Consider the following 20,222-nt stretch of genomic DNA (forward strand, 5'->3'; position numbering starts at 1 on the left):
GGTAGCGCCGTTAAAGCGAGATAAACGGTTATAAGAAACTTATCAAGGAGAAACACGCCATGGAAGTACTTGGGGGCTTTATCGAATCATATGGCTATATAGCTATTTTTGTTGTTTTAGTACTTGGTATTGTCGGATTACCAATACCAGATGAAGTATTGCTCACATATGTAGGATACAATATATTCATCGGTAGAATGACATGGAGCAGTTCACTTTCAGCAGCACTTGCTGGCTCAATCATAGGAATTACCATAAGTTATTATTTAGGAATTAAACTTGGTCTACCATTTTTGAAACGATATGGACCAAAGATTCATATAAGCGAAAAGAGAATTGATACAGCATCTAGTTATTTTTCTAAATATGGAAGCTGGTTCCTTACTTTTGGCTACTATTTACCTGGTATACGCCACATCACGGCTTATACAGCTGGTATTTCACGATATAAATTTGGCCGATTCGCACTCTTTGCTTATTTAGGTGCTATCATATGGGTGCTTTCATTCCTTTTGTTAGGAGTGCTACTAGGAAATAAATGGACACTTGTCACGACATTCGAAGGCTTTTTGCATGATAAGATCATTCCTGTTGCACTTGTAGCGATCGTACTTATAGCCGTTTTTTGGTACTTTCGCAAACGGAAAAAGAATCTAGTTAAATAAACCGATTCTTTCTCCAACCTTCAAGGCTTGCTCAACAGCAAGGGTTGAGAAGGAAAGCTGTTCAAACAAGAGTATAACGGTCGACCCAAATGAGAAGTAACCTATTTCCTGACCTTTCACTAGCTTGTTACCTTCGTATGTCAGTTGGATACTATTAATGTTCAATGCGCCAACCTTCACAATGGCACAAAAACCATGCTCAGTATCCACTTCTGTTATGCGACGATAATTAGTCGAAAGTGGACGTTTACCATATTTTTCACCAAGCTTATTTACTGGATAGGACTTACCTCCTAACGTATAGTTATCAACTATTCGGCCACTTACAGGACTGTGGATACGGTGGTAATGCTGTGGAGATAAATAAATAACCATATAGCTACCACCATTATAACGGCTTGCTTTTGTTTTACTACCTAATAGTTCGTCTATGGAAAGCTGCTTACCCTTTACAGAAAAGGCGATTCCATCCTGAATCGTACCGTAATCATTAAGGACTCCATCAACTGGACTGACAGCACTTGCCTCATGTGAATCAATCGGGCGCAAATCCTGCTTCAACTTACGTGTAAACAAAGCTTGCACAGATGGATAAGAGGATAAAGGATCACGCATTTCTTCCTGATCTATTTTATATATAGAAGCGAAAGCTGGAACTAAAAATTTACTATATTTTGATTCTGTAAAAGTAGCTAACTTACGAGAAACAAATCGATTACCGGTTAACTCAACCAATGATTTTAACAAGAATTTTAACATATATACCGAAACTCCTTAACATGCGAGAAAATAATGAACTATTGTAAACTATAGTACAATGCAGCCTTTTTGTAAAAAGGGAGAGAACAATTATGAATATAAGAAAGCATATTCCAAACAGTATTACACTTGGTAACATGTACTGTGGTTTTTTATCCATGGGTTTTACTGTTCATCATTATTATCGAAGTGCTGCGGCATTGATTCTTATCGGAATGCTCTTAGATGCCTTAGACGGCAGAGTCGCACGGCGATTAAATGTAAAAAGTGAAATAGGAAAACAATTAGATTCGCTTGCAGATATCGTTACATTCGGTATTGCACCGACGATACTTTTTGCGTATACAAACGCAATCGAGGGAGGCATGCTTGATTTTGTCTTAACAGGTCTATTTATCTTATGTGGTGGTTACCGCTTAGCACGATTTAATGTGGATACGTCTGAAGATCTGTCACACTTTTCCGGGGTACCGATTACAGCAGCTGGTGGATTACTAGCATTCTCCACTCTATTTCATGCACATATATCTGCTATCGGGAATATTGTGATTATCTGTATACTAAGCTACTTGATGGTTAGCACGTGGAAAATTCCTAGCTTTAAAACAAGTATCATTTCCAAGCAATAAAACGATTGCCGTTATCCTTACCGGAATCGTTCTATTAATCTTTGATAAGATCTCTAGATTCGCATTATTATTAACAATCGTCTATTTAATCTATATTTCTTATCGCTTAAAAGTTATTCGAGATCGGCGATAATTATAAAGGACTTGGCATGATGCCAAGTCCTTTATTTATCACATGTTTACCAAACATTCTCTGCGATTTCAACTAAATGACGAATTTTGTTCCACTGTTCTTCTTCTGTTAGCTTGTTTCCTTCCTCTGTACTTGCAAAACCACATTGCGGACTCAATGCTAAGTTTGCTAATGGAATTGATTGACTAGCTTCTTTGATTCGGGCCTTGATTTTTTCCGGATCCTCCAGATCGGGGAACTTAGACGTAAGTAATCCCAATACAACCGTTTGGTTATCACGAGTAAAGCCTTCTAGAGGTGTAAAATCACCAGAACGATCATCATCATACTCTAAAAATAGGCCATCAACCTTTAACTTCGCGAAAATTGCGTCTGATATATGGTTATATCCACCACTTGTTATGTAAGTAGAACGGAAGTTACCTCGACAAATGTGCATGGTTATCAGCATATCACTAGGTTTCTTCGCAATCGCCTCATTTAAGCACTGCACTCTTTTTTCAATAATATCGTCAACGCTCATTTGATTTTTCTCCACAACTGCTTCAATGCGCTCATCTGATACAAAATCGATCCAAGATGTATCATCTAATTGTAAATAACGGCAGCCTGCATCATAAAATGCTTGAATTGCTTTTTGGTATGCTGCGACTGTATCCTGGAAGAACTGCTCGTCATCACCGTTATAGTATTCGTCTCCTTGAATTCTAGTAAATAACATATTCGGACTTGGAATAGAGAATTTAGCCACTTGACTACCGTCACCATATTTTTCAACCGCTTCTTTTAAAAAGGTAAAGTGGTCTACCATCTCATGTCCAGAAAAATCAATTTTATCAACCACTTTAATGGCCTGATTTTTCGTCTTTGCTCCCTTAAAATTGCTAATATATTCTGTCTCAAACAGCTCAACGCCGTGTAACCCAGCAAGGAAATCTAAATGCCACCAGGAACGTCTAAACTCCCCGTCTGTAATAGACTTCAAGCCTACTTCTATCTCTTTTTGTACTAATTTCTCAATTTCTTCATCTTCCACTTGTTTCAGGCTAACTTTATCTAGTTTACCTTCTGCATATGCTTTTCTCGCTTCTTTAATCGCTTCTGTTCTTAGTAGACTCCCTACATGATCTGCCTTAAATACTGTCTTTACCATCGTAATCCTCCTCTATAATAAAAAATCCCCTTCTTACAGATAAGAAGAGGATTTGATATATCTAACGATTCTCTCTTCTTATCTGTAAGCAAATTGCTGCTGGAATTGGCACAGTACTTCTAGTAAGTCCGCTGCCGAGGTTTCCTAGGGCCAGTCCCTCCACCTCTCTTGATAAGAATATACAATTATTACATAAGGATATAATTATTTGGCAATTCTGTCAACTCATGATGTAAATTATGAAGGCACTACTACTTCTTCCTTTTGTACTTTTTTTACTTTATTATTCTTTAAAGTAAATATAGATAACATAACAAACAGTACGACAATCCCACCTAAAATATAAAATGTTGTTTGATAATTAGTCAGATCATAAATCCAGCCGACCAGTGCAGAGAAAATGATAACACCAATCTCACTTGAAACCTTAAATCCTATCAAATATACCGTGGCAGATAATCTTGCATCAAAGTTAACTGATATATACTTAAATACAGCAATTAATAGAATTGGTAATTCTACAGCATGTAACATTTTCATAAATGAAATGCCAAACCCTCCTGTAACAACTGCAGAGCCCACGATACGAAAAGCCATAATAGAACCAGCAAAAACTAAAGATTGTTTAATACCGATTTTATTGACTATGAAAGGCGCTAAGAATAAAAACAAAGCCTCTACAAATACTTGGACCGAATTTAAAATCCCATAAACAGTATTACCCTGAGCTTGATCAGTGAATAGGCTTACAAAATAAACAGGAAATAGCTGTTGATCATACACTGTGTAAATGCAAACTGTACCAAATAAATAAATGATAAGATACCAAAATATCTTACTAGAGAATAAATAACGTATATCCTTCATCGAAACATTGGATACACTTTTTTCTTCTGTCTTAGAAACTTCCACTTTAAAAAACATATTCAGTAGTAAAAACATAACCCCTGTGAAAGATGCAATCCAAAAATTAATATGGGGATTGATGCTCATTAATGCACCTGCACCAATCGCGGCTACAGCATAGCCCAATGACCCCCACATTCTAGCCTTTCCAAACTCAAAATTATATTTACGACTTATCTTTTCCGTATATGACTCTAGAAAACCTGCTCCCGCAACAAAGCCTGCCCCTAAATAAATGGCACCTAGTATAGCACCTAAGTAAAAATTACTTAATAATAATGGTTCATAAACATAAATAACAAATGGAGCAATCAATACTAGAATAAGACTTTGAAACCAGACTAGGTTTTTCTTAGTGCCCAACTTATCTTGTAAATATCCATAAATGATCATGAAAAACAAAGAAAAGAAAGAATTAAAGGAATATATGGTTCCTACTTGTGCCCCTGTTAAACCTAAACTGTTATTTAACCAGATAGAATAAAAGGACCACCATATAGACCATGTGATAAAGAACAAAAACAAGTAACCAGATGAAAACCAATACTTAGTATTCTTTAAAAAATCCATTGTGATTAGCTCCTCTCACTTATTCAATGTAGTCACTTCCAAATAGATTGATATTCTTCCAAGCTCAAGCCGTTAAAAGGTACTTCCTCTTTTTCTGTGTATAATTGCATTTTTTCTATGCTTCCTCTTGGATAAAATAGATTAGTAGAAACACTTAATCCATCATTCACAAAAATCTCAACAGATGATTGATCAAGAATACTAAAAATATTCTTCACCTTCTGCCCTTTCAAAGACCCTGTGATTTCCTTAGAAAAGTCCTTAGAAAAATCAAGAATTCCAGCAGTGCGAGAAAAGAAATATACATCCTTTTCTTGATCAAAGTGAAAAGTAAATATTTCTTCCTGATCACTAATTAATCGGAATCCCCATTGGCCACTATTGGGAATCTCTTTAGTCTCTACATTAATTGTGACAGGAAGCTTTATTTCATATTCCAAATAAGCGGATGGTTGTACAGTAAATGGTTCCTCCTGCAACTGTTTCTGTTGATTCTCAGGTATGACAGGGGTTTGCTTTAATAGGTAATCTCCTTTCACCTGCTGAACAGTAAGTGTCCTAACCAGACTCATAGAACTTCTCCAAGGAGATACAGGTACTTCCCCGGCATATTCCCAGTTATTCATCCAACCTATCCAATATGTCTTTGCCGTATTATCCCACGTTATCGCTGCATAAAAATCTTTTCCTTCATCCGCCCATTTTACAGGATCTTCTGCTTGTTCATTAGGACGAAAGAATATGCCATCAAATGAACCAGTAAAATATTGAACAGCTGAACCACCATTCGGTCCACCTTCATTCATGCTTACAATGAGAACCCATATACTATCGTCCGTTCCTTCAATTGGTAAACAAACTAAGTCAGGGCATTCCCAAACACCTTCATGTGATGGATATTCCTTACCAAACGAAGATAAGTACTCCCAATCAATGAGATTAGGAGAACCATAAATTTGAATATGATCGCCACAAGCCAAAACCATCATCCATTTTTCCGTTTCCTTATGCCAAAACACCTTTGGATCACGAAAATCTTTAATAGTTGTATTTTCAATTACCGGATTACCAATATATTTTTTCCATGTTCGTCCTTTGTCTGAGCTGTAAGCAATACTTTGTTGCTGACTTTGACCATCGTGGGTAAATATAGCAACTAAACCACCACTTCCTTCTTCAAACAAACCACTCGTGTTATCTTTATCTACCACGGCTGAACCAGAAAAAATTGTTCCTAACTCATCTGGTGCCAATGCTATATCTAACTCTTCCCAGTGAAAAAGGTCACTGCTTACCGCATGCCCCCAATGCATATGATCATGATCATTACCATAAGGGTTTCTTTGATAAAATAAATGATACTCTCCTTCAAAATAAACAAGACCATTTGGATCATTAATCCAATTTTCTTTAGGAGTAAAATGAATCTGTGGTCGATGTGGTTCTTGATAATACATACTAATCTCCCCTTCTAATATGATGTTTTTTGATAGCGTTATCATTTTTCCTTGGTTACAAATTATCACTTTCTGTTTCGTATGTCAACCGGTTGACATATGGCTTTTAATACTGCTCTACCAAAAAAGAGCAGAAAAATGGAACCTATTGTGTAGTGCTTCCTTTCCATAGTTCGATTGGGAGAACCGTTTCAGAAATAGAAAATTCTTTATTTTCAATTTGCTGTTCTAACACTTTCACAGCCGACTCAGCAATCAATAAAACAGGCTGTATAATAGTAGTTAACTGAGGGGAAATGGATCGAATTAATTCCGTACCATCATAGCCAATAACTTTAAGATCATTTGGGATATGGTAGCCTAAACCTTCTGCATACTGTATTATTTTCAACGCTAATAAGTCATCACTTGCGAAAATACCATCTACATCAGGATGTTCCCTAAACAATTGTTCTATTACGTTTATATTTTCCTCTAAAAAAGCTACACTAGGCGTTTCATATACAATTGGATCCCTACCTCGCTCCCTCAATACCGCTTCATAGGCATATCGTCGATCATTAGCGGGTGTTTTTAATTGAGATGGACCATTAATATGTATTATTTTTTTACAACCACTTTGAATTAATTCATTCGTTGCAATCTCGCCACCTTGATAGTTATTAGAGCTTATAACATGTATGTTTTTTCCTAAGTAATGATCAATCGCAATAGCTGGTAATAAGTGATTATCATTTACTAAACCACGATTATACGTAACAACAATCACCCCATCTACTTGGTTACGTAATAGCATTTCCCAATATTTTTTTTCTTTATCTGCCTCATTCAAACTATTACACAACAATACTTTGTATCCTTTTCTATTACATATTCCTTCTATATGTGATACAAGTTCTCCATAAAACGGATTGCTCGTTGATGGCACAATTACTCCTATTAAATGTGTTCTATTTTTATACAAAGACCTAGCTAAATCGTTAGGAACATAGTTTATCTCTTTCATCGCTTGATAAACCTTTCGTTTTGTTTCTTCGCTAATGTATCCTCTATCATTTAGTACTCTCGAAACAGTAGTAGCCGAAACACCTGCTACTCTTGCTACATCTTGTATTTTAGGTTTCATCCTTTCACTCCTTGTGTAAATCTCATTTATTTCATTATTAAAGCGCTTTTATTAGTATACTATCATTCTTTCAAACCTGTCTTGTATTTACAACATCCGCTGTCCTCAACACCTCTGCCAACTCCTGCAACTTATCAAGCTTTATAATATGATATTCCCTTCCTACTTTTTGCAAATAATGCTTATCACAAAATTGGTTCAGTACATGCAACAAATGGCGGTAGGATACGCCTAAATAATCACAAACGGTTACATGTTTCTCTTTATAAATGCCTTGATCTGCTGTTTGTAAAATGAAATCTGCCAATCTATTTTCAAGCGGAAAGGCAAGGCTCTGTGTATATTTCGTTGCCATATGTGTGGATTTCACACTTAAAAACTTCGTTAACTCCCGCAAAAATGTTACGTCATTTAGTAATTGTGTGCGATAGCGATGAAACGGAAGTGCCAAACAAATAGTCTTCGTCGATGCTTGAATCCCTTTTGTATAATAGACATCATTTAATAATTCCATTTCTCCAATATAATCGTTGGCATTAATAAAATTAATCAGCGACACTTTCCCGTTTTGGTGAGTAACATAAATTTTTGCCTTTCCCTCTATAACATAATACAAAAAATCAGGGCGCAATCCCTCTTTAATAATCCATTCATCACGTTGATATTCATGAACTTCCATAAACTCTGTCACCGAAATAGAAAATAAATGATCTTGTAAATAATTTAGCCTTTTGTCACCTTTGTAAATTTCCATACTTCACCTCAAAATAGGAGATATCTCATATTACTTTCTGTTAGTTCCATGATATCATGCAATGGATAAGGGGGATACAAATGAATACACAAAAATGGATGAGTAGTCAGTTTTTTAGTTTTTTCCTAACATGGGGGATCTTTTTGCCTTATTGGGCAGGATGGATGGTTTATACGAAGGGAATTAGTGTTTCTGAAGCTAGCTTAATTATGAGTCTTGGTTTAGTTGCACGAGGGTTGTCTACTTTGTTCGCCTTTCCTTATTTTTCAGAAAAGGTAAGCAGTAAAACGCTTTTAAACATTACGGGAATCGGAACCATTATTGCATTACTATGCTATATACCAGCCAACTCTTTTACTAGTTTACTGGTTGTAACTGTCTTTTTACATATCTTTTTTCCAACGTTAATGCCTGCCTTAGATAGTGTTGCAAGTATTCTTGTACAACATAAGCAATTGCAACATTACGGGCGAAGTAGACAATGGGGGTCTATCGGCTTTGTTTCGATTGGAATCATTTTAACGGTTTTTACTGATAAGTTTGGTGATGAGATTATTTTTTGGGCGCTATTACTTGGGATGGTTGGCTTTGTCTTTCTTGGTCTAATGAAAGCACCTACTATTTTAACGGTGAGACCGCAGATAGACCGATCGAACAAAGTGAGTCTACTATCATTATTTAAAATCAAACATTTTGGATTAGTCCTTGTAATCGTTGTCTTATTACAAGCAGCGCATGCTACATATTATAATTATGGCTATATATTTTTACAGGATATTCATGCTCCGGTTTATCTCATTGGTGTAATAATCAATATTGCCGTTATCGCGGAAATCATCTTTTTTGCGATTGCAGATAAACATTTTAATAAATTTTCCGTTGGCACATTGCTAGCAATTGCTGCACTTGGCTCTTCCATTCGATGGATAGTTGTATTTGCTTTTCCTAATGTGATTGTTTTCAGTATCGCACAAATATTACACGCCTGTTCGTTTGCAATGGGGCACTATGCATTTATGAAATATTTGATTCAGCACATGCCACATGCACAAATTCCGAAAGCACAAGGAATGTACTCAGCCTTTGCACTAAGCTGGAGTACAGCAGTATTTACTGTTTTCGGTGGCTATTTGTACGAAATAGAACCACGCTATGCCTTCATCGGGATGGTCGTATGTTCAATACCGTCGATGTTGATTGCACTTGTTTACCGGAAATTAGAGCGTAAAAAAGAAGTAGCCATCTCTGCTTGATTCGTGATTTGTCGGGCACTTTTGGATGCTTGAAAAGGGGCTGCACTCAACATAAGTTGAGGCAGCCCCTTTTCATTATTCAATAATTAAGCTGTTTTCTTTTTCCATCTCACAACTGCGTAGATACTTCCACCCATAAGCATTAATACTAATCCTAGTACAAGCCAGTTGTACTGATTAGTCGCTGTTTCAGGTAACTCTTTTCCATCTTCGTTGTTTTCTTGCTTCGTGCCATTTTCTTCTTGATCTTGTTTGTCATTATCGTTTTCTGGAGTCGGTGTTTCAGACCCTTTAACATCTCCATCATCCGAGTCTTCTGGTTTTGTTGGTTCTTGTGGTTCTTGTGGCTCTTCAGGATCTTCTGATGGTTCTTGCGGTTCTTGTGGCTCTTCAGGATCTTCTGCTGGTTCTTGCGGTTCTTGTGGCTCTTCAGGATCTTCTGCTGGTTCTTGCGGTTCCTGTGGTTCTTCAGGATCTTCTGCTGGTTCTTGCGGTTCCTGTGGTTCTTCAGGATCTTCTGATGGTTCTTGCGGTTCCTGTGGTTCTTCAGGATCTTCTGCTGGTTCTTGCGGTTCCTGTGGTTCTTCAGGATCTTCTGCTGGTTCTTGCGGTTCCTGTGGTTCTTCAGGATCTTCTGATGGTTCTTGCGGCTTCTCTACCTCACCAGCTGGATTCTGATATAAATCTTCAACTTCTGCATCTGATAAAATAACACTATCATATACACGTACTTCATCCATTAACCCTTTGAATGGTGTATCCCAATAGTTAACTCCTAAAGCAAATTGGGCATTAGATGTAGTGAAGATATTTGGGAAGTTTTCCCCAGTGAATGCTGCTTCGCCATTAATATATAACACAGCATCTCCTTCATCTACAGTAAATGTAAGATGTGACCACTCATTCACTGGAATGATAGAATCTGCCTCTGCATCGTACCAATCATCTCCATTATGTGACCATACTTTCGTCACATTATCTCCATTTGGCACAAGGCTAATCCAATTGTTATCTGTTCTTGCACCAAAAAACGTTGTCGTAAACTCAGTAATTTCTTCTGGGTTTACCCATAGAGAAATAGAATACTGATTACTTGATATTAAACCATCTGCAAGCTTTAATCCTGATTCTCCATCAAATTGTGCGGCTTGTCCTGATACACCTTCCGCAAAAGAAATGTCGCCACCAGTATTATCAATTCTATTTCCAGTAATTGTAGCATCTTCTTGCTTGCCAGTACTGTCAGCTAAACCGTCATTAAAATCATAATGTGCAACTAAGCTACCTTCTGATTGAGTTGGAACAGATACTGGTATTGTCACTGTATCCGTCACATCCCCTAATGAAATCGTTGCTGTTAAGTCAACCTGTACATCTTCAAAACCAGACTCAGGTCTATTCACTATACCGTCTGTCGTAATGACATCAGGATGTGAAGATTCCCAAGTAATTTCAGCACCTTGTGTCGCAAGTGTTGGTAAGTTAATATCAGCAACTGCTTGTTCAGGAACAATCGATGCTAATTCACTTTTAATACCATCTACTACTTCTTGTTCCTCTTTACTTTCTGCATGACTACCCCACACAACAACACCATTATTGGACATAGCACTGAATGTCATTACCCATGACTGTGATGTTGGATCATATTGACGAATAAATACACCATCAAACGTTTCCTCGTCAACTGTTAACGATACTCGATAATCATCAGATAGTTCCCATGTTCCTGACACAGCACCTGACACCGTATTATCTTCATTTAATCTTACCCATGTAGATTCCGTAAGTTCTCCTGTAATCTCTTTACCATGGTTCACATACTTATAGTCTCCTACTACATCCTCAAACGCTACAGGTTCAATCGTTTCACCAGCATAATGATAAGGTGTTGGCACTGGCCACATATCACGGTTTTTAAATGTTTGGTGAACACGTATCTCATGCATTTCTCCTTCTTGTGGGAAACGAGTATGTGTCACAATAAACTCTTTACCAAGTTCGTCATCAATTAAATAAGAATTGTGTCCTGGTGCCATATAACCTGTTCCAATGCCTGTTCCCTCTTCACCAAGATCACGTTTAAACAAGAAGTTTCCAATCATCTTATTACCGATTTCTTTATGATCGTCATTGCCTGGGAAATTCCCTACCCCAATGTCAAAGCTCTCCGGGAAAACGGCTTCATTTCCTGCCGCATCAACATATGGCCCTTCGATATTTTCAGATCTAAACTGTCTCATTTGATAACCACCGTCAGAGGCAAGACCACCATACGTTATATAAAGGTAGTAATAACCTGCAGCTTCATCATAAACTGCATACGTAGCCTCTCCAGATCTTCCGTAGCCACCTGCAATCTTCGTACCATAATATCTATCGATCATTCGGCCATCAGCTGTTTCACCATCTTCACCAGGATAGATTGGTGTTCCGGTTTCTTTATCTAATTGCAAAATAAATGTTCCACCTGACCATGAACCATACGTCATCCATAGGTCACCGTTTTCATCATATAAAATATTTGGATCAATCGCATTTGTGTACAATGCGTTATTGAATTCTCCATCATCTGTAAACCAATCAGGATTCTCTTCTTCCAATATGCCTTCTTCGATTAGTTCAGAGATATTCGTGTTTTCCCAATGTTTATTAATTTCACTATTATTGTCATATGCTTCTTTGTTCGTAAAACCAGAATACATAATCGTATCTGTATACTCATATGGTCCTTCAATATCTTTTGATACGGCAATACCAATAGCAGATCTAATATACGTAGAAGATGCACTATAATACTGCATGTAAGCACCTGTTGATCCGTCTTCCCAAACAAAATCTTCATTCCAAAAAATATCTGGTGCCCAAATAGCATATCCACCTAAGCTATCTGAATCATTTTCTCCAGCCCATTCAAATGATTCTGCTAGGTTTTCAGATAAATTTCCGAATATCGGATTATTTTCCGGTGTTTGATACTCCGTGTCCACTATAGAACGCCAATTAATTAAGTCATCTGATTTGGCAACCGCAATATGCGAACCAAAAGCATAATAGGTATCATCAACTTTGATAATCGATGGATCGTGTGCAGAAGCACGTTCCAACTCAAGTGGTGCTTGTTCTTCACCAAAAACTGTAGTAGGTAACATTAATAACAAAATAAAACCAACAATCGATATCCTTTTCATAAAACTAACCATTATTATTCTCCCTTCACTAACTAAAATGAAAACGCAACCAAAATAACACTTGTTTCATACACCTGATTAGTAACCTCGCAAAAGAATATATTCTATGTATGTCTAGCTGGTTCTTATTCTCTCACGCCGTGCTCTTATAATCATTCCTCCCCTCAATATATAAACCGCTTACATATAAGATTACTATAAAGATATAACTTACTCAACTGAAATTTATCAAAAGTAACATTTTTATTAATACAAAAGTTATTTATTTACTTTTTAATTATCCTTTATATTTAGAAAATGAATTCGATTTTTCGTTTAGCTATTCAATAAAAAATAAAAGGGATAAATAATCGAACACACAGAACATTTTGATAATGAAAAGCCGTCCTCATTCTTTCCAAACAGCTACTGTCCATATTTTACAAATTCCACCAAACACTCTAAAGAGGTTTACCGTCTCCACAACTCGGTAATACTAAGTGTGTTGAGCATAAAATCATCACTTTTAAAAAAAATTATATTTTTTTATTTGGTTGAATTCACTAATTATTTATAGTGTGTGTCCAAATTCTCGCTTGCATATAATATAACTATCACATTCCTTTATATAATGCGTTTTCTGTTCATATAGTTGAACATTGCCTAAAAAAGGGGCAGGATTTCGAATAAATCGACAAAAAGTGCATTTGCTATTTTTCCTACTTTTAGGGATAATAAAATAGTTTTTAAAATAAAATTTGAGGTGAAATCGTGAAAGACAAAGGATCCGTGTTTTGGATTTCTATTGTTATCTGTGCAGCTCTCGTTGTATGGGGAGCAGTGAATCCTGACAATCTTCTATTCGTTACATCAAGTGTTACAGCTTTTATTTCAGACAAGTTTGGTTGGTATTACTTAATTACCATCATGGTAGTTATGGTATTTTGTATTTTCCTCATATTCTCTCCTATTAGTAAGCTCAGATTAGGTAAAGATAATGAAAAACCAGAGTACAGCTTAAAAGCATGGCTTTCTATGTTGTTTAGTGCTGGTTTAGGTGTTGGTTTAGTATTTTATTCAACTGCAGAACCAATTTCTCATGCTTTTTCACAGTCTCCTTCGGGTGCGGAAGGCTCTGATCAAGCAATTAAAGAAGCATTACAGTATTCCTTTTTCCACTGGGGATTACATGGTTGGGTAGCATATGCCTTTGTTGGTCTATGTTTAGCCTATTTTAAATTTTATAAAGGTTATCCAGGTCTAATCAGTTCAACATTAATCCCGCTATTAGGCGAGAAATTAATGAAAGGTTGGCTCGGTAAATTAATCGATATACTTGCTGTTATCGCAACAGTGGTTGGTGTTGCTTCAACACTTGGCTTCGCTTCTGCGCAAGTTAATAGTGGACTGGCATTTATTTTCAACACACCAGAAACATTCTGGATGCAAGTGCTTATCTTAGCTATTGCGACGGTTCTGTTTATCGGGTCCGCATGGTCAGGAATTAGTAAAGGTATTAAGACATTAAGTACAACTAATATGACGATACTATTTTCCATTGCGATTATCTTATTTGCAGTAGGACCGACATTATACATTTTAGAAATGTTCACCAATTCTCTCGGTGGTTATATTACGAACTTCTTTAGTATGAGTTTTAGTTTATCTCCATTAAATGAAGAAGGTCGTTCATGGATTGATATTTGGACATTATTCTATTGGGCATGGTGGATTTCTTGGGCGCCATTCGTTGGTATGTTTATCGCCAGAATTTCCCGTGGTCGTACCGTTAGAGAACTTCTGCTAGGTGTACTATTTGTTCCACCAGTAGTATGTTTTATCTTCTTCTCTGTATTCGGAATTTCAGCGATTAATCTAGAGCAACTAGGTATTGATACTATTTCTAGCTATGCTGTAGAAACGACTACATTCGGTGTGATGCAGCATTACCCATTAGGTACATTGATGTCTATTATGACAATTGTTGGTGTTAGTATCTTCTTTATTACATCAGCTGACTCTGCAACATTTGTACTTGGAATGTTTAGTACCTATGGATCGATTAATCCTTCTAACTCAATAAAAGTCACATGGGGATTAACATTGTCCGCAATTTCCGCCATTATTATCTATTTTGGTGGTGTACAAAGTTTACAGGATATGTTCTTAATCGCCGCATTGCCGTTCTCTATCGTCTTGTATTTGATGATCGTTTCATTCTACAAGTCCGCACATTTAGAAGTAGAGAAACGACGTATTAACAAAAAGAGAAAAAATAAGCGAGTAGATTCCATTTAAGAATAGAAGAAAGCTGCCATGCTCTTTGTGAGGATGGGAGCTTTTTTTATGTATATGTTAAGAGCTAATGCTTTTATTTCTGTTGATTACACTGCGATAAACCGCTTTGTGTCGAACAAATTCCATCGTACATTTCACACTAGAGACAAATGGCACTACTGCTGCCGCAAAAAAAGCAGGTTTTTCATATACGAAATACAACACAACACAAACGATACTGATTAACATACCTATTATGGCCCCAAGTAAACTAGATGACATTTTTCTCTTTTCTCGCTCTTTATACGATTCTTGATCAGAGAAAATATCTATTTGTGGTTTCGTAGATGTTGTATAAAAAATATGTTTGGAATACCACATGCTCTTTGAAAAACTCGTCCATCCTGCATGTTCAAACAGCTCCTTATACTCTTGAAATTCTTTTTTTCTACTAAAATCACGGTAATCAATTTTATAAATAATATGTTTTTGCTGTTCATCTGTAATAGGTTCAAACACATATTTACAGTTCCCTACATCTACGTCTACGTCTTCATAACTTTTCAATACCCAACCAGTATCTAACATGCTTTGCAGCCATTGTTCCTCCTCAAAAAAATTAAAAAATCGCTTAGCCACCTTTTTGGTTGTCTTATTCTCTCTCATTTTCCAATCCTCCTGGAATAACCTTTTCTGAAAGTTTCGTCATTCTTATATATCTTACGTATTCTATATGAAGTGCTTCTTTACCTTGCTCTGTAATAGCATAGGTCTTCTTCTTCCTTTGTTCCTTTTCAATGGCGATTGTTTCAATCAAGCCTTGCTTCTGCAAATTTTTTAACACACCATAAAGTGTACCAGGTGCAAGAATAATTGCTCCTTCACTCACCTGCTCAATTTCTTTAATAATGCCATAGCCATGTAACGGTTGTTGATAAAGAGCTAACAAAACTAAGTATGTTGATTCTGACAATGGATTCATATGAGACGCCTCCTGAATATATTGACACTCGATATATCGATATACATAATATAAACGATCATATATCGAGTGTCAATATATTATTAGGTATTTATCATTAGTTTTTTTTCATTACTTTCCATTCTGTTTAGTTCATTTGTTTTTTAGTTTATCTCTATGGTATTGATAGGAATATATATTTATCAGAAACATATACCTGTTTTAGTGTTAGATGATTGTACCTAAAGACTAAAATAGGTATTTTTGTGAGAATGATGTTGATTTTATTTGTAAGCACTTTGCACTGTTTTTTCTTCTTCGTTATTAGCTAAGCAAACTTGGCATTTCATTAAAATCTGATGGACCAACTCTTCCTTCTATAAAAGATGGCCTTTAACAAGATATTAAACGTCAAATGCAAGTATATGTCTATGACGCACTAATTGATAGATATACAACAAGGAATAGCACAAGTGGCCTCACTGAAATAGACATTCATGGTGGAGTTGCTTCCACTATTATACTCGGACTTAATAACAAGAATTTAAACGAGGATAACCGTAGTCACTCTTCTATTTTTTGAAACATCTGGTAATACTAGAAAGGAAACTTAGGTCAAAAAAACGCGTGGGCATAATATAAAACAAAATGCACTGGGTATTCAAATATTGCTTTATGGGCTTGCTTCAGAAGAATTATACTATGCACATTCTAAAAAATGGAGTGAGTTACCGCGTCCAGATATCTTTGATTATCAAACAGATCATGCTGGGTTTGTGCCTGGCGGTTATTAAACTGAAGAGAGAGGATGGGGTAATTAACCTCATCCTCTCTCTTCATAATATACAAGGGAAGTTATTGATCTTTTTTCCATTGTTTTAGCAATTGCTCTGCCTGAACTTCAAGCTCTTCTCTCGCTTGTTCTTCCACATGATTACTAAACGATTCTTTGTTCAAATGTTTTAGAAAATCCTCTATCCCCTTCGTTGCCTGGTCCCATTTTTCATTTTGATAGTGTTTTTTCGCTTGCTTTAATCTGTTACTTAATTTATTTTCTAATGGTCCAGATACATCGTTAGACTCGATATAATTGTTCAACGTGTCTTGTAGTGAATCAATTGTGATATCTTCTACTTCAGATGTAAATACTTTTACTTCATGCAATCCTGTATACCAAGTAACGGATCTATCTGCATTATTCGTATGACCGTATTGCCCTAAAATGTTAACTCTCACATATCGATATTTCCCTTCTAAATTAAGGCTCTGAAATGATGGAGTCTTATTTTCGCTTTGATCAACTAAAGTTGTGAAATTTTCACCATCATTACTCCCTTCCACTACATACTGTACATATACTTCCGAACCATTGTATTGTCTCCAACTTAAATCAATTCTACTTAAGTCATATGGTTGCTCTAAATCTACCGTCCATTGTACTGGTAAGTCTTCACCAAATTCAAAGTAGCTTTGTTCATCACCATCATTAGCTGCTTCAGGATTCGTCCCTTTATCCGCCTTAACTGGTTTATTTTCTGAAACAAGTATGTCATTGTAGATATTCACTTGTCCTGTTTCTGCATTCAATCCGAACTCTTTTACATAATTCATTTCTGCTACACCACTATCTAATTCCAGCGGAAGCCAAATATACTGAGATTCCCTTAATGCTGTCGGATTCCATCTATCACCAACATACATGATAGTATCTTCTTCCGATCCTTGGATCGTAAACGTATAGGCAGGTTGTGTGTAAAAAGTAGATGGATTACCAAGATCTTTTAGCTCTGACCAACCATTTGGGTTAGTGATATCTTTCGTATAAGCATATTTACCTTGATTTGGGTACCATCCTGAGGACCCTGAAGATATGAAATAATAGAATTCCCCTTCCTTAATCACTGCCGGGGCTTCTCGATGACCACCTTCAAACATTGTATAAAGATGTTCATCCACATATAAATAATCATCTGTCAGGCGATATACATTTGTATTTACGAGATTAGCCGTACTAAACAAATACGCCGTTCCATCAGTATCTTGAAAAACAGTAAAGTCACGTGATGTAAAGCCCTTAGGCTGGAATCGATACACGAATTCATAATCTCCATCTATCGTATCTGAGACTGCAACAACAACATTCCCTTGATTATAATTATGTGCTTCTTCCCAATGTCCCCACAGTACATACTTATCAATCTTTTCATTATATAATACCTTGGGACGTTCAATTTTAGACTCTGCCAACTCTGGATGGGATTCTGAAGTAATGACCGAATTTCGGAACTCCCAGTTCTTTAAATCTTTTGAAGCGTATACATTCACTCCTTGGAGCGTTGCACCATTATGTCCCTTATCTTCTCCAAACCAATAATAGGTGTCAGCCTCTTTTACGATATGACCACCATGCGCTTGAATCATCGCTCCATCCTCATCATACCAAAACTCGCCATTTTGAATCGTATCTGATGAAACCCCTTCTGTTACTTCGACTGTTGCAGTTACTTCCGTACCAAAGTCTTTAACAGCCCCTGAAGCAGTAAATGTACCACTATTAGCATAATCGCTAGCATCAATCGGGTCCCAATCAATAGTTACCATAGTATATAAACCATTCGTATAAACAATTCTAACTATATTAGGCATTCTTGGAGCAGTTCCTTTTCTCGTTGTGACCGTAACAACATCCAAAGACGCTGGCTCTGACAATTGATGCACTAGCTGATTCCATTCTTTTTCGTTAACTTGCTTAAATGTACCCTCCAAAGCATTATCAGGAAGAGAATAAGATTGATCCTCTTCTTTAAATTCTCCATCTAGTTTACTTGCTGAGAATAGAGTCCAATTATCATCCACATATTCATATTTATACCATTTATCCTCTGATCTAAGCTTAAATTGATTATTTCCTTGTATTGGTTTTACCAACTCTGCATCATACTCAAGCTCTATCCACTCACTACCATAACGACTAACCGCATAATGCAATTTTTCCTCGCCATTCACTATTTTGTTATAGGCAAATAAATAACCTGTATATGGATCCTGTTCCAAGATAGTTATGCTGAAATCTCGAGTATCTGATACGTCACCTTTCGAAACGGTTGCAGTTAATGTTACCTCTACATCACCATCCCCGATTTGCGGGCGGCTCACCATACCATCAGACCTTAGATGGAAATTATCGCTAGATTGCCAACTAATTTCTGTATCATTTTCCCCACTAGTACTAAGAGTTAACTTGGATGTAACACTATCTGGATGAGGGATTTTTAACGCTTGCATATCCTCCTTTACTGCCTGCTCATCTGAAAACATTTCTATCACCGTCACATCGAATACCTTTGTTTGAACTGCATTTCCTTGCTTAATAGTAGCAGTTAATGTTATTGTCTGATCGCCTTCTCCATTTTCTGGACGTGTAACTGTACCATCTGTGTGGATTATTGCTTCATTGCTAGACTCCCATGTGATAGAAGATAAATTCTCCCCTTGAGTAGGAAGAGTCAAATCCTTTATCACGGAACTTGTATCACCTAACGTTAACGCCTCGGTATCCGCTTCGACATTTGCTATATTTTCTGGTGCAGTGAATACAGCTACTTCTTCAGCTGATAAAGCACGGTCAAAGATATAAAAATCATCTATTTGACCAGCTAAATATGGATCAGACCATTGCGATTTACCAATAAAATTTTTGGTAGTATCCCCTAAATTACTTGGCTTTAAGGTTACATCATCTGAACTTGCTACTTCTTGGCCATTTATATATAAGCTAGTCTTATTATTAGATAGAGTAACAGCATAATGCATCCATTTATCAACTTGAACTTGCGGAGGATCTTTTATTACCCTTTGCTCCTCTCCACCATTCTTTATCGCAAATCTAGTATCACCATTATCACTATTCAAAGTTAAAAACATATTAATATCCGTATCATGCCCAAAATCAAACACACGACTCCAAGTCCTCTCGGCTTCTAGCTTTACCCATGTTGCAATAGTCACTTCATCTAGATCACTGACTATTCCTTGTGGAAGTTCTACGTAGCTACCTTCTCCATCTAAATTTACAGCATTACCCCTCCTACCTTCTGTCCATGAAGCACCACCATGAAGAATCGCAACATCACTATTACCACTATGATCTAAAGCTTGGTTTCCTTCCTTTTCATCAAAATGATAAGAGGCGACTATTCCTTCTAATTCGTCAGGAGTTATTTCATTTGGTGTCACATCAGAAGATGGTTCCTCTTTATCGCCAGCCTCCTTCTCCTCAGAAACTGCTCCCACCATACTTTCTACATTTGAAATTAGCGTAACAGATGGAAAAATACTTGTTACTAACAAAATCAACATGACAAACATTACGACTATTTTCTTGTGAATTATCATAAATATTAGCTCCC

General features: G+C 36.6%; 15 protein-coding genes and 1 riboswitch. Of the genes, 5 read left to right on the top strand and 10 right to left on the bottom strand.

Annotated features, from left to right (window positions below):
- The first annotated feature begins 59 nt into the window (after window positions 1-59).
- A complete protein-coding gene (locus tag SH601_RS04750) occupies window positions 60-665 on the top strand; it encodes a DedA family protein (RefSeq protein ID WP_319957104.1) in 606 nt (201 codons plus the stop codon).
- Here the strand turns inward: SH601_RS04750 and SH601_RS04755 are convergent.
- Window positions 654-1,424, bottom strand: coding sequence for a phosphatidylserine decarboxylase (locus tag SH601_RS04755; RefSeq protein ID WP_319957105.1), 771 nt, complete (start codon window positions 1,422-1,424; stop codon window positions 654-656). The genes SH601_RS04750 and SH601_RS04755 overlap by 12 nt on opposite strands.
- A gap of 92 nt (window positions 1,425-1,516) precedes the next feature.
- On the opposite strand from SH601_RS04755, the gene pssA reads away from it, so the two are divergent.
- The gene (gene pssA / locus SH601_RS04760; protein ID WP_319957106.1) at window positions 1,517-2,053 is read left to right on the top strand and encodes a CDP-diacylglycerol--serine O-phosphatidyltransferase; all 537 of its coding nucleotides are present in this window, start codon (window positions 1,517-1,519) and stop codon (window positions 2,051-2,053) included.
- 179 nt (window positions 2,054-2,232) lie between these two features.
- Here pssA and SH601_RS04765 read toward each other — a convergent pair whose 3' ends face one another.
- The 5 genes from SH601_RS04765 to yeiL form a co-directional block, all read right to left on the bottom strand.
- Window positions 2,233-3,339, bottom strand: coding sequence for a 5-methyltetrahydropteroyltriglutamate--homocysteine S-methyltransferase (locus SH601_RS04765; RefSeq protein ID WP_319957107.1), 1,107 nt, complete (start codon window positions 3,337-3,339; stop codon window positions 2,233-2,235).
- Window positions 3,340-3,414: 75 nt separating this feature from the next.
- Window positions 3,415-3,517, bottom strand: a riboswitch (SAM riboswitch).
- Between the two features lie 59 nt (window positions 3,518-3,576).
- Complete coding sequence (locus SH601_RS04770; protein WP_319957108.1) at window positions 3,577-4,815, bottom strand: oligosaccharide MFS transporter; 1,239 nt, start codon at window positions 4,813-4,815, stop codon at window positions 3,577-3,579.
- Window positions 4,816-4,847: 32 nt separating this feature from the next.
- Window positions 4,848-6,272 carry a glycoside hydrolase family 32 protein gene (locus SH601_RS04775; protein ID WP_319957109.1) on the bottom strand — a complete coding sequence of 475 codons (1,425 nt, stop codon included), beginning with the start codon at window positions 6,270-6,272 and terminating at the stop codon, window positions 4,848-4,850.
- Window positions 6,273-6,417: 145 nt separating this feature from the next.
- Window positions 6,418-7,398, bottom strand: a complete 981-nt coding sequence (locus SH601_RS04780) for a LacI family DNA-binding transcriptional regulator (RefSeq protein WP_319957110.1) — start codon at window positions 7,396-7,398, stop codon at window positions 6,418-6,420.
- A gap of 70 nt (window positions 7,399-7,468) precedes the next feature.
- Window positions 7,469-8,152 (bottom strand): transcriptional regulator YeiL, encoded by a 684-nt coding sequence (gene yeiL, locus SH601_RS04785; RefSeq protein WP_319957111.1) that lies wholly within the window; start codon window positions 8,150-8,152, stop codon window positions 7,469-7,471.
- An 80-nt stretch (window positions 8,153-8,232) separates the two neighbouring features.
- Between yeiL and SH601_RS04790 the strand changes: the two genes are divergently transcribed.
- Window positions 8,233-9,405, top strand: coding sequence for an MFS transporter (locus SH601_RS04790; RefSeq protein ID WP_319957112.1), 1,173 nt, complete (start codon window positions 8,233-8,235; stop codon window positions 9,403-9,405).
- Window positions 9,406-9,491: 86 nt separating this feature from the next.
- Here the strand turns inward: SH601_RS04790 and SH601_RS04795 are convergent, their stop codons facing one another.
- Complete coding sequence (locus tag SH601_RS04795) at window positions 9,492-12,608, bottom strand: LamG-like jellyroll fold domain-containing protein (protein WP_319957113.1); 3,117 nt, start codon at window positions 12,606-12,608, stop codon at window positions 9,492-9,494.
- A gap of 738 nt (window positions 12,609-13,346) precedes the next feature.
- On the opposite strand from SH601_RS04795, the gene SH601_RS04800 reads away from it, so the two are divergent.
- Window positions 13,347-14,873, top strand: a complete 1,527-nt coding sequence (locus tag SH601_RS04800) for a BCCT family transporter (protein ID WP_319957114.1) — start codon at window positions 13,347-13,349, stop codon at window positions 14,871-14,873.
- A gap of 57 nt (window positions 14,874-14,930) precedes the next feature.
- Here SH601_RS04800 and SH601_RS04805 read toward each other — a convergent pair whose 3' ends face one another.
- Window positions 14,931-15,518, bottom strand: coding sequence for a DUF2812 domain-containing protein (locus tag SH601_RS04805; RefSeq protein WP_319957115.1), 588 nt, complete (start codon window positions 15,516-15,518; stop codon window positions 14,931-14,933).
- Entirely contained in the window at window positions 15,505-15,834 is a 330-nt protein-coding gene (locus SH601_RS04810; RefSeq protein ID WP_319957116.1) for a PadR family transcriptional regulator, read from the bottom strand. Before SH601_RS04810 ends, SH601_RS04805 begins: the two co-directional genes overlap by 14 nt.
- A gap of 647 nt (window positions 15,835-16,481) precedes the next feature.
- Here SH601_RS04810 and SH601_RS04815 point away from each other — a divergent pair.
- Window positions 16,482-16,607 (top strand): hypothetical protein, encoded by a 126-nt coding sequence (locus tag SH601_RS04815; RefSeq protein ID WP_319957117.1) that lies wholly within the window; start codon window positions 16,482-16,484, stop codon window positions 16,605-16,607.
- 61 nt (window positions 16,608-16,668) lie between these two features.
- Here SH601_RS04815 and SH601_RS04820 read toward each other — a convergent pair whose 3' ends face one another.
- Entirely contained in the window at window positions 16,669-20,208 is a 3,540-nt protein-coding gene (locus SH601_RS04820; protein WP_319957118.1) for an immunoglobulin-like domain-containing protein, read from the bottom strand.
- Window positions 20,209-20,222: the final 14 nt, after the last annotated feature.

The organism is Gracilibacillus pellucidus (assembly GCF_033949965.1).
In the GTDB taxonomy this organism is placed as follows: Bacteria; Bacillota; Bacilli; order Bacillales; family Amphibacillaceae; genus Gracilibacillus; species Gracilibacillus pellucidus.

Coding starts and splice junctions, on each gene's coding strand:
- SH601_RS04765 (WP_319957107.1), bottom strand. CDS start 3,339: ATGGTAAAGACAGTATTTAAGGCAGATCATGTAGGGAGTCTACTAAGA.
- SH601_RS04775 (WP_319957109.1), bottom strand. CDS start 6,272: ATGTATTATCAAGAACCACATCGACCACAGATTCATTTTACTCCTAAA.
- SH601_RS04790 (WP_319957112.1), top strand. CDS start 8,233: ATGAATACACAAAAATGGATGAGTAGTCAGTTTTTTAGTTTTTTCCTA.
- SH601_RS04805 (WP_319957115.1), bottom strand. CDS start 15,518: ATGAGAGAGAATAAGACAACCAAAAAGGTGGCTAAGCGATTTTTTAAT.
- SH601_RS04780 (WP_319957110.1), bottom strand. CDS start 7,398: ATGAAACCTAAAATACAAGATGTAGCAAGAGTAGCAGGTGTTTCGGCT.
- pssA (WP_319957106.1), top strand. CDS start 1,517: ATGAATATAAGAAAGCATATTCCAAACAGTATTACACTTGGTAACATG.
- SH601_RS04795 (WP_319957113.1), bottom strand. CDS start 12,608: ATGGTTAGTTTTATGAAAAGGATATCGATTGTTGGTTTTATTTTGTTA.
- SH601_RS04810 (WP_319957116.1), bottom strand. CDS start 15,834: ATGAATCCATTGTCAGAATCAACATACTTAGTTTTGTTAGCTCTTTAT.
- SH601_RS04820 (WP_319957118.1), bottom strand. CDS start 20,208: ATGATAATTCACAAGAAAATAGTCGTAATGTTTGTCATGTTGATTTTG.
- SH601_RS04755 (WP_319957105.1), bottom strand. CDS start 1,424: ATGTTAAAATTCTTGTTAAAATCATTGGTTGAGTTAACCGGTAATCGA.
- SH601_RS04770 (WP_319957108.1), bottom strand. CDS start 4,815: ATGGATTTTTTAAAGAATACTAAGTATTGGTTTTCATCTGGTTACTTG.
- SH601_RS04750 (WP_319957104.1), top strand. CDS start 60: ATGGAAGTACTTGGGGGCTTTATCGAATCATATGGCTATATAGCTATT.
- yeiL (WP_319957111.1), bottom strand. CDS start 8,152: ATGGAAATTTACAAAGGTGACAAAAGGCTAAATTATTTACAAGATCAT.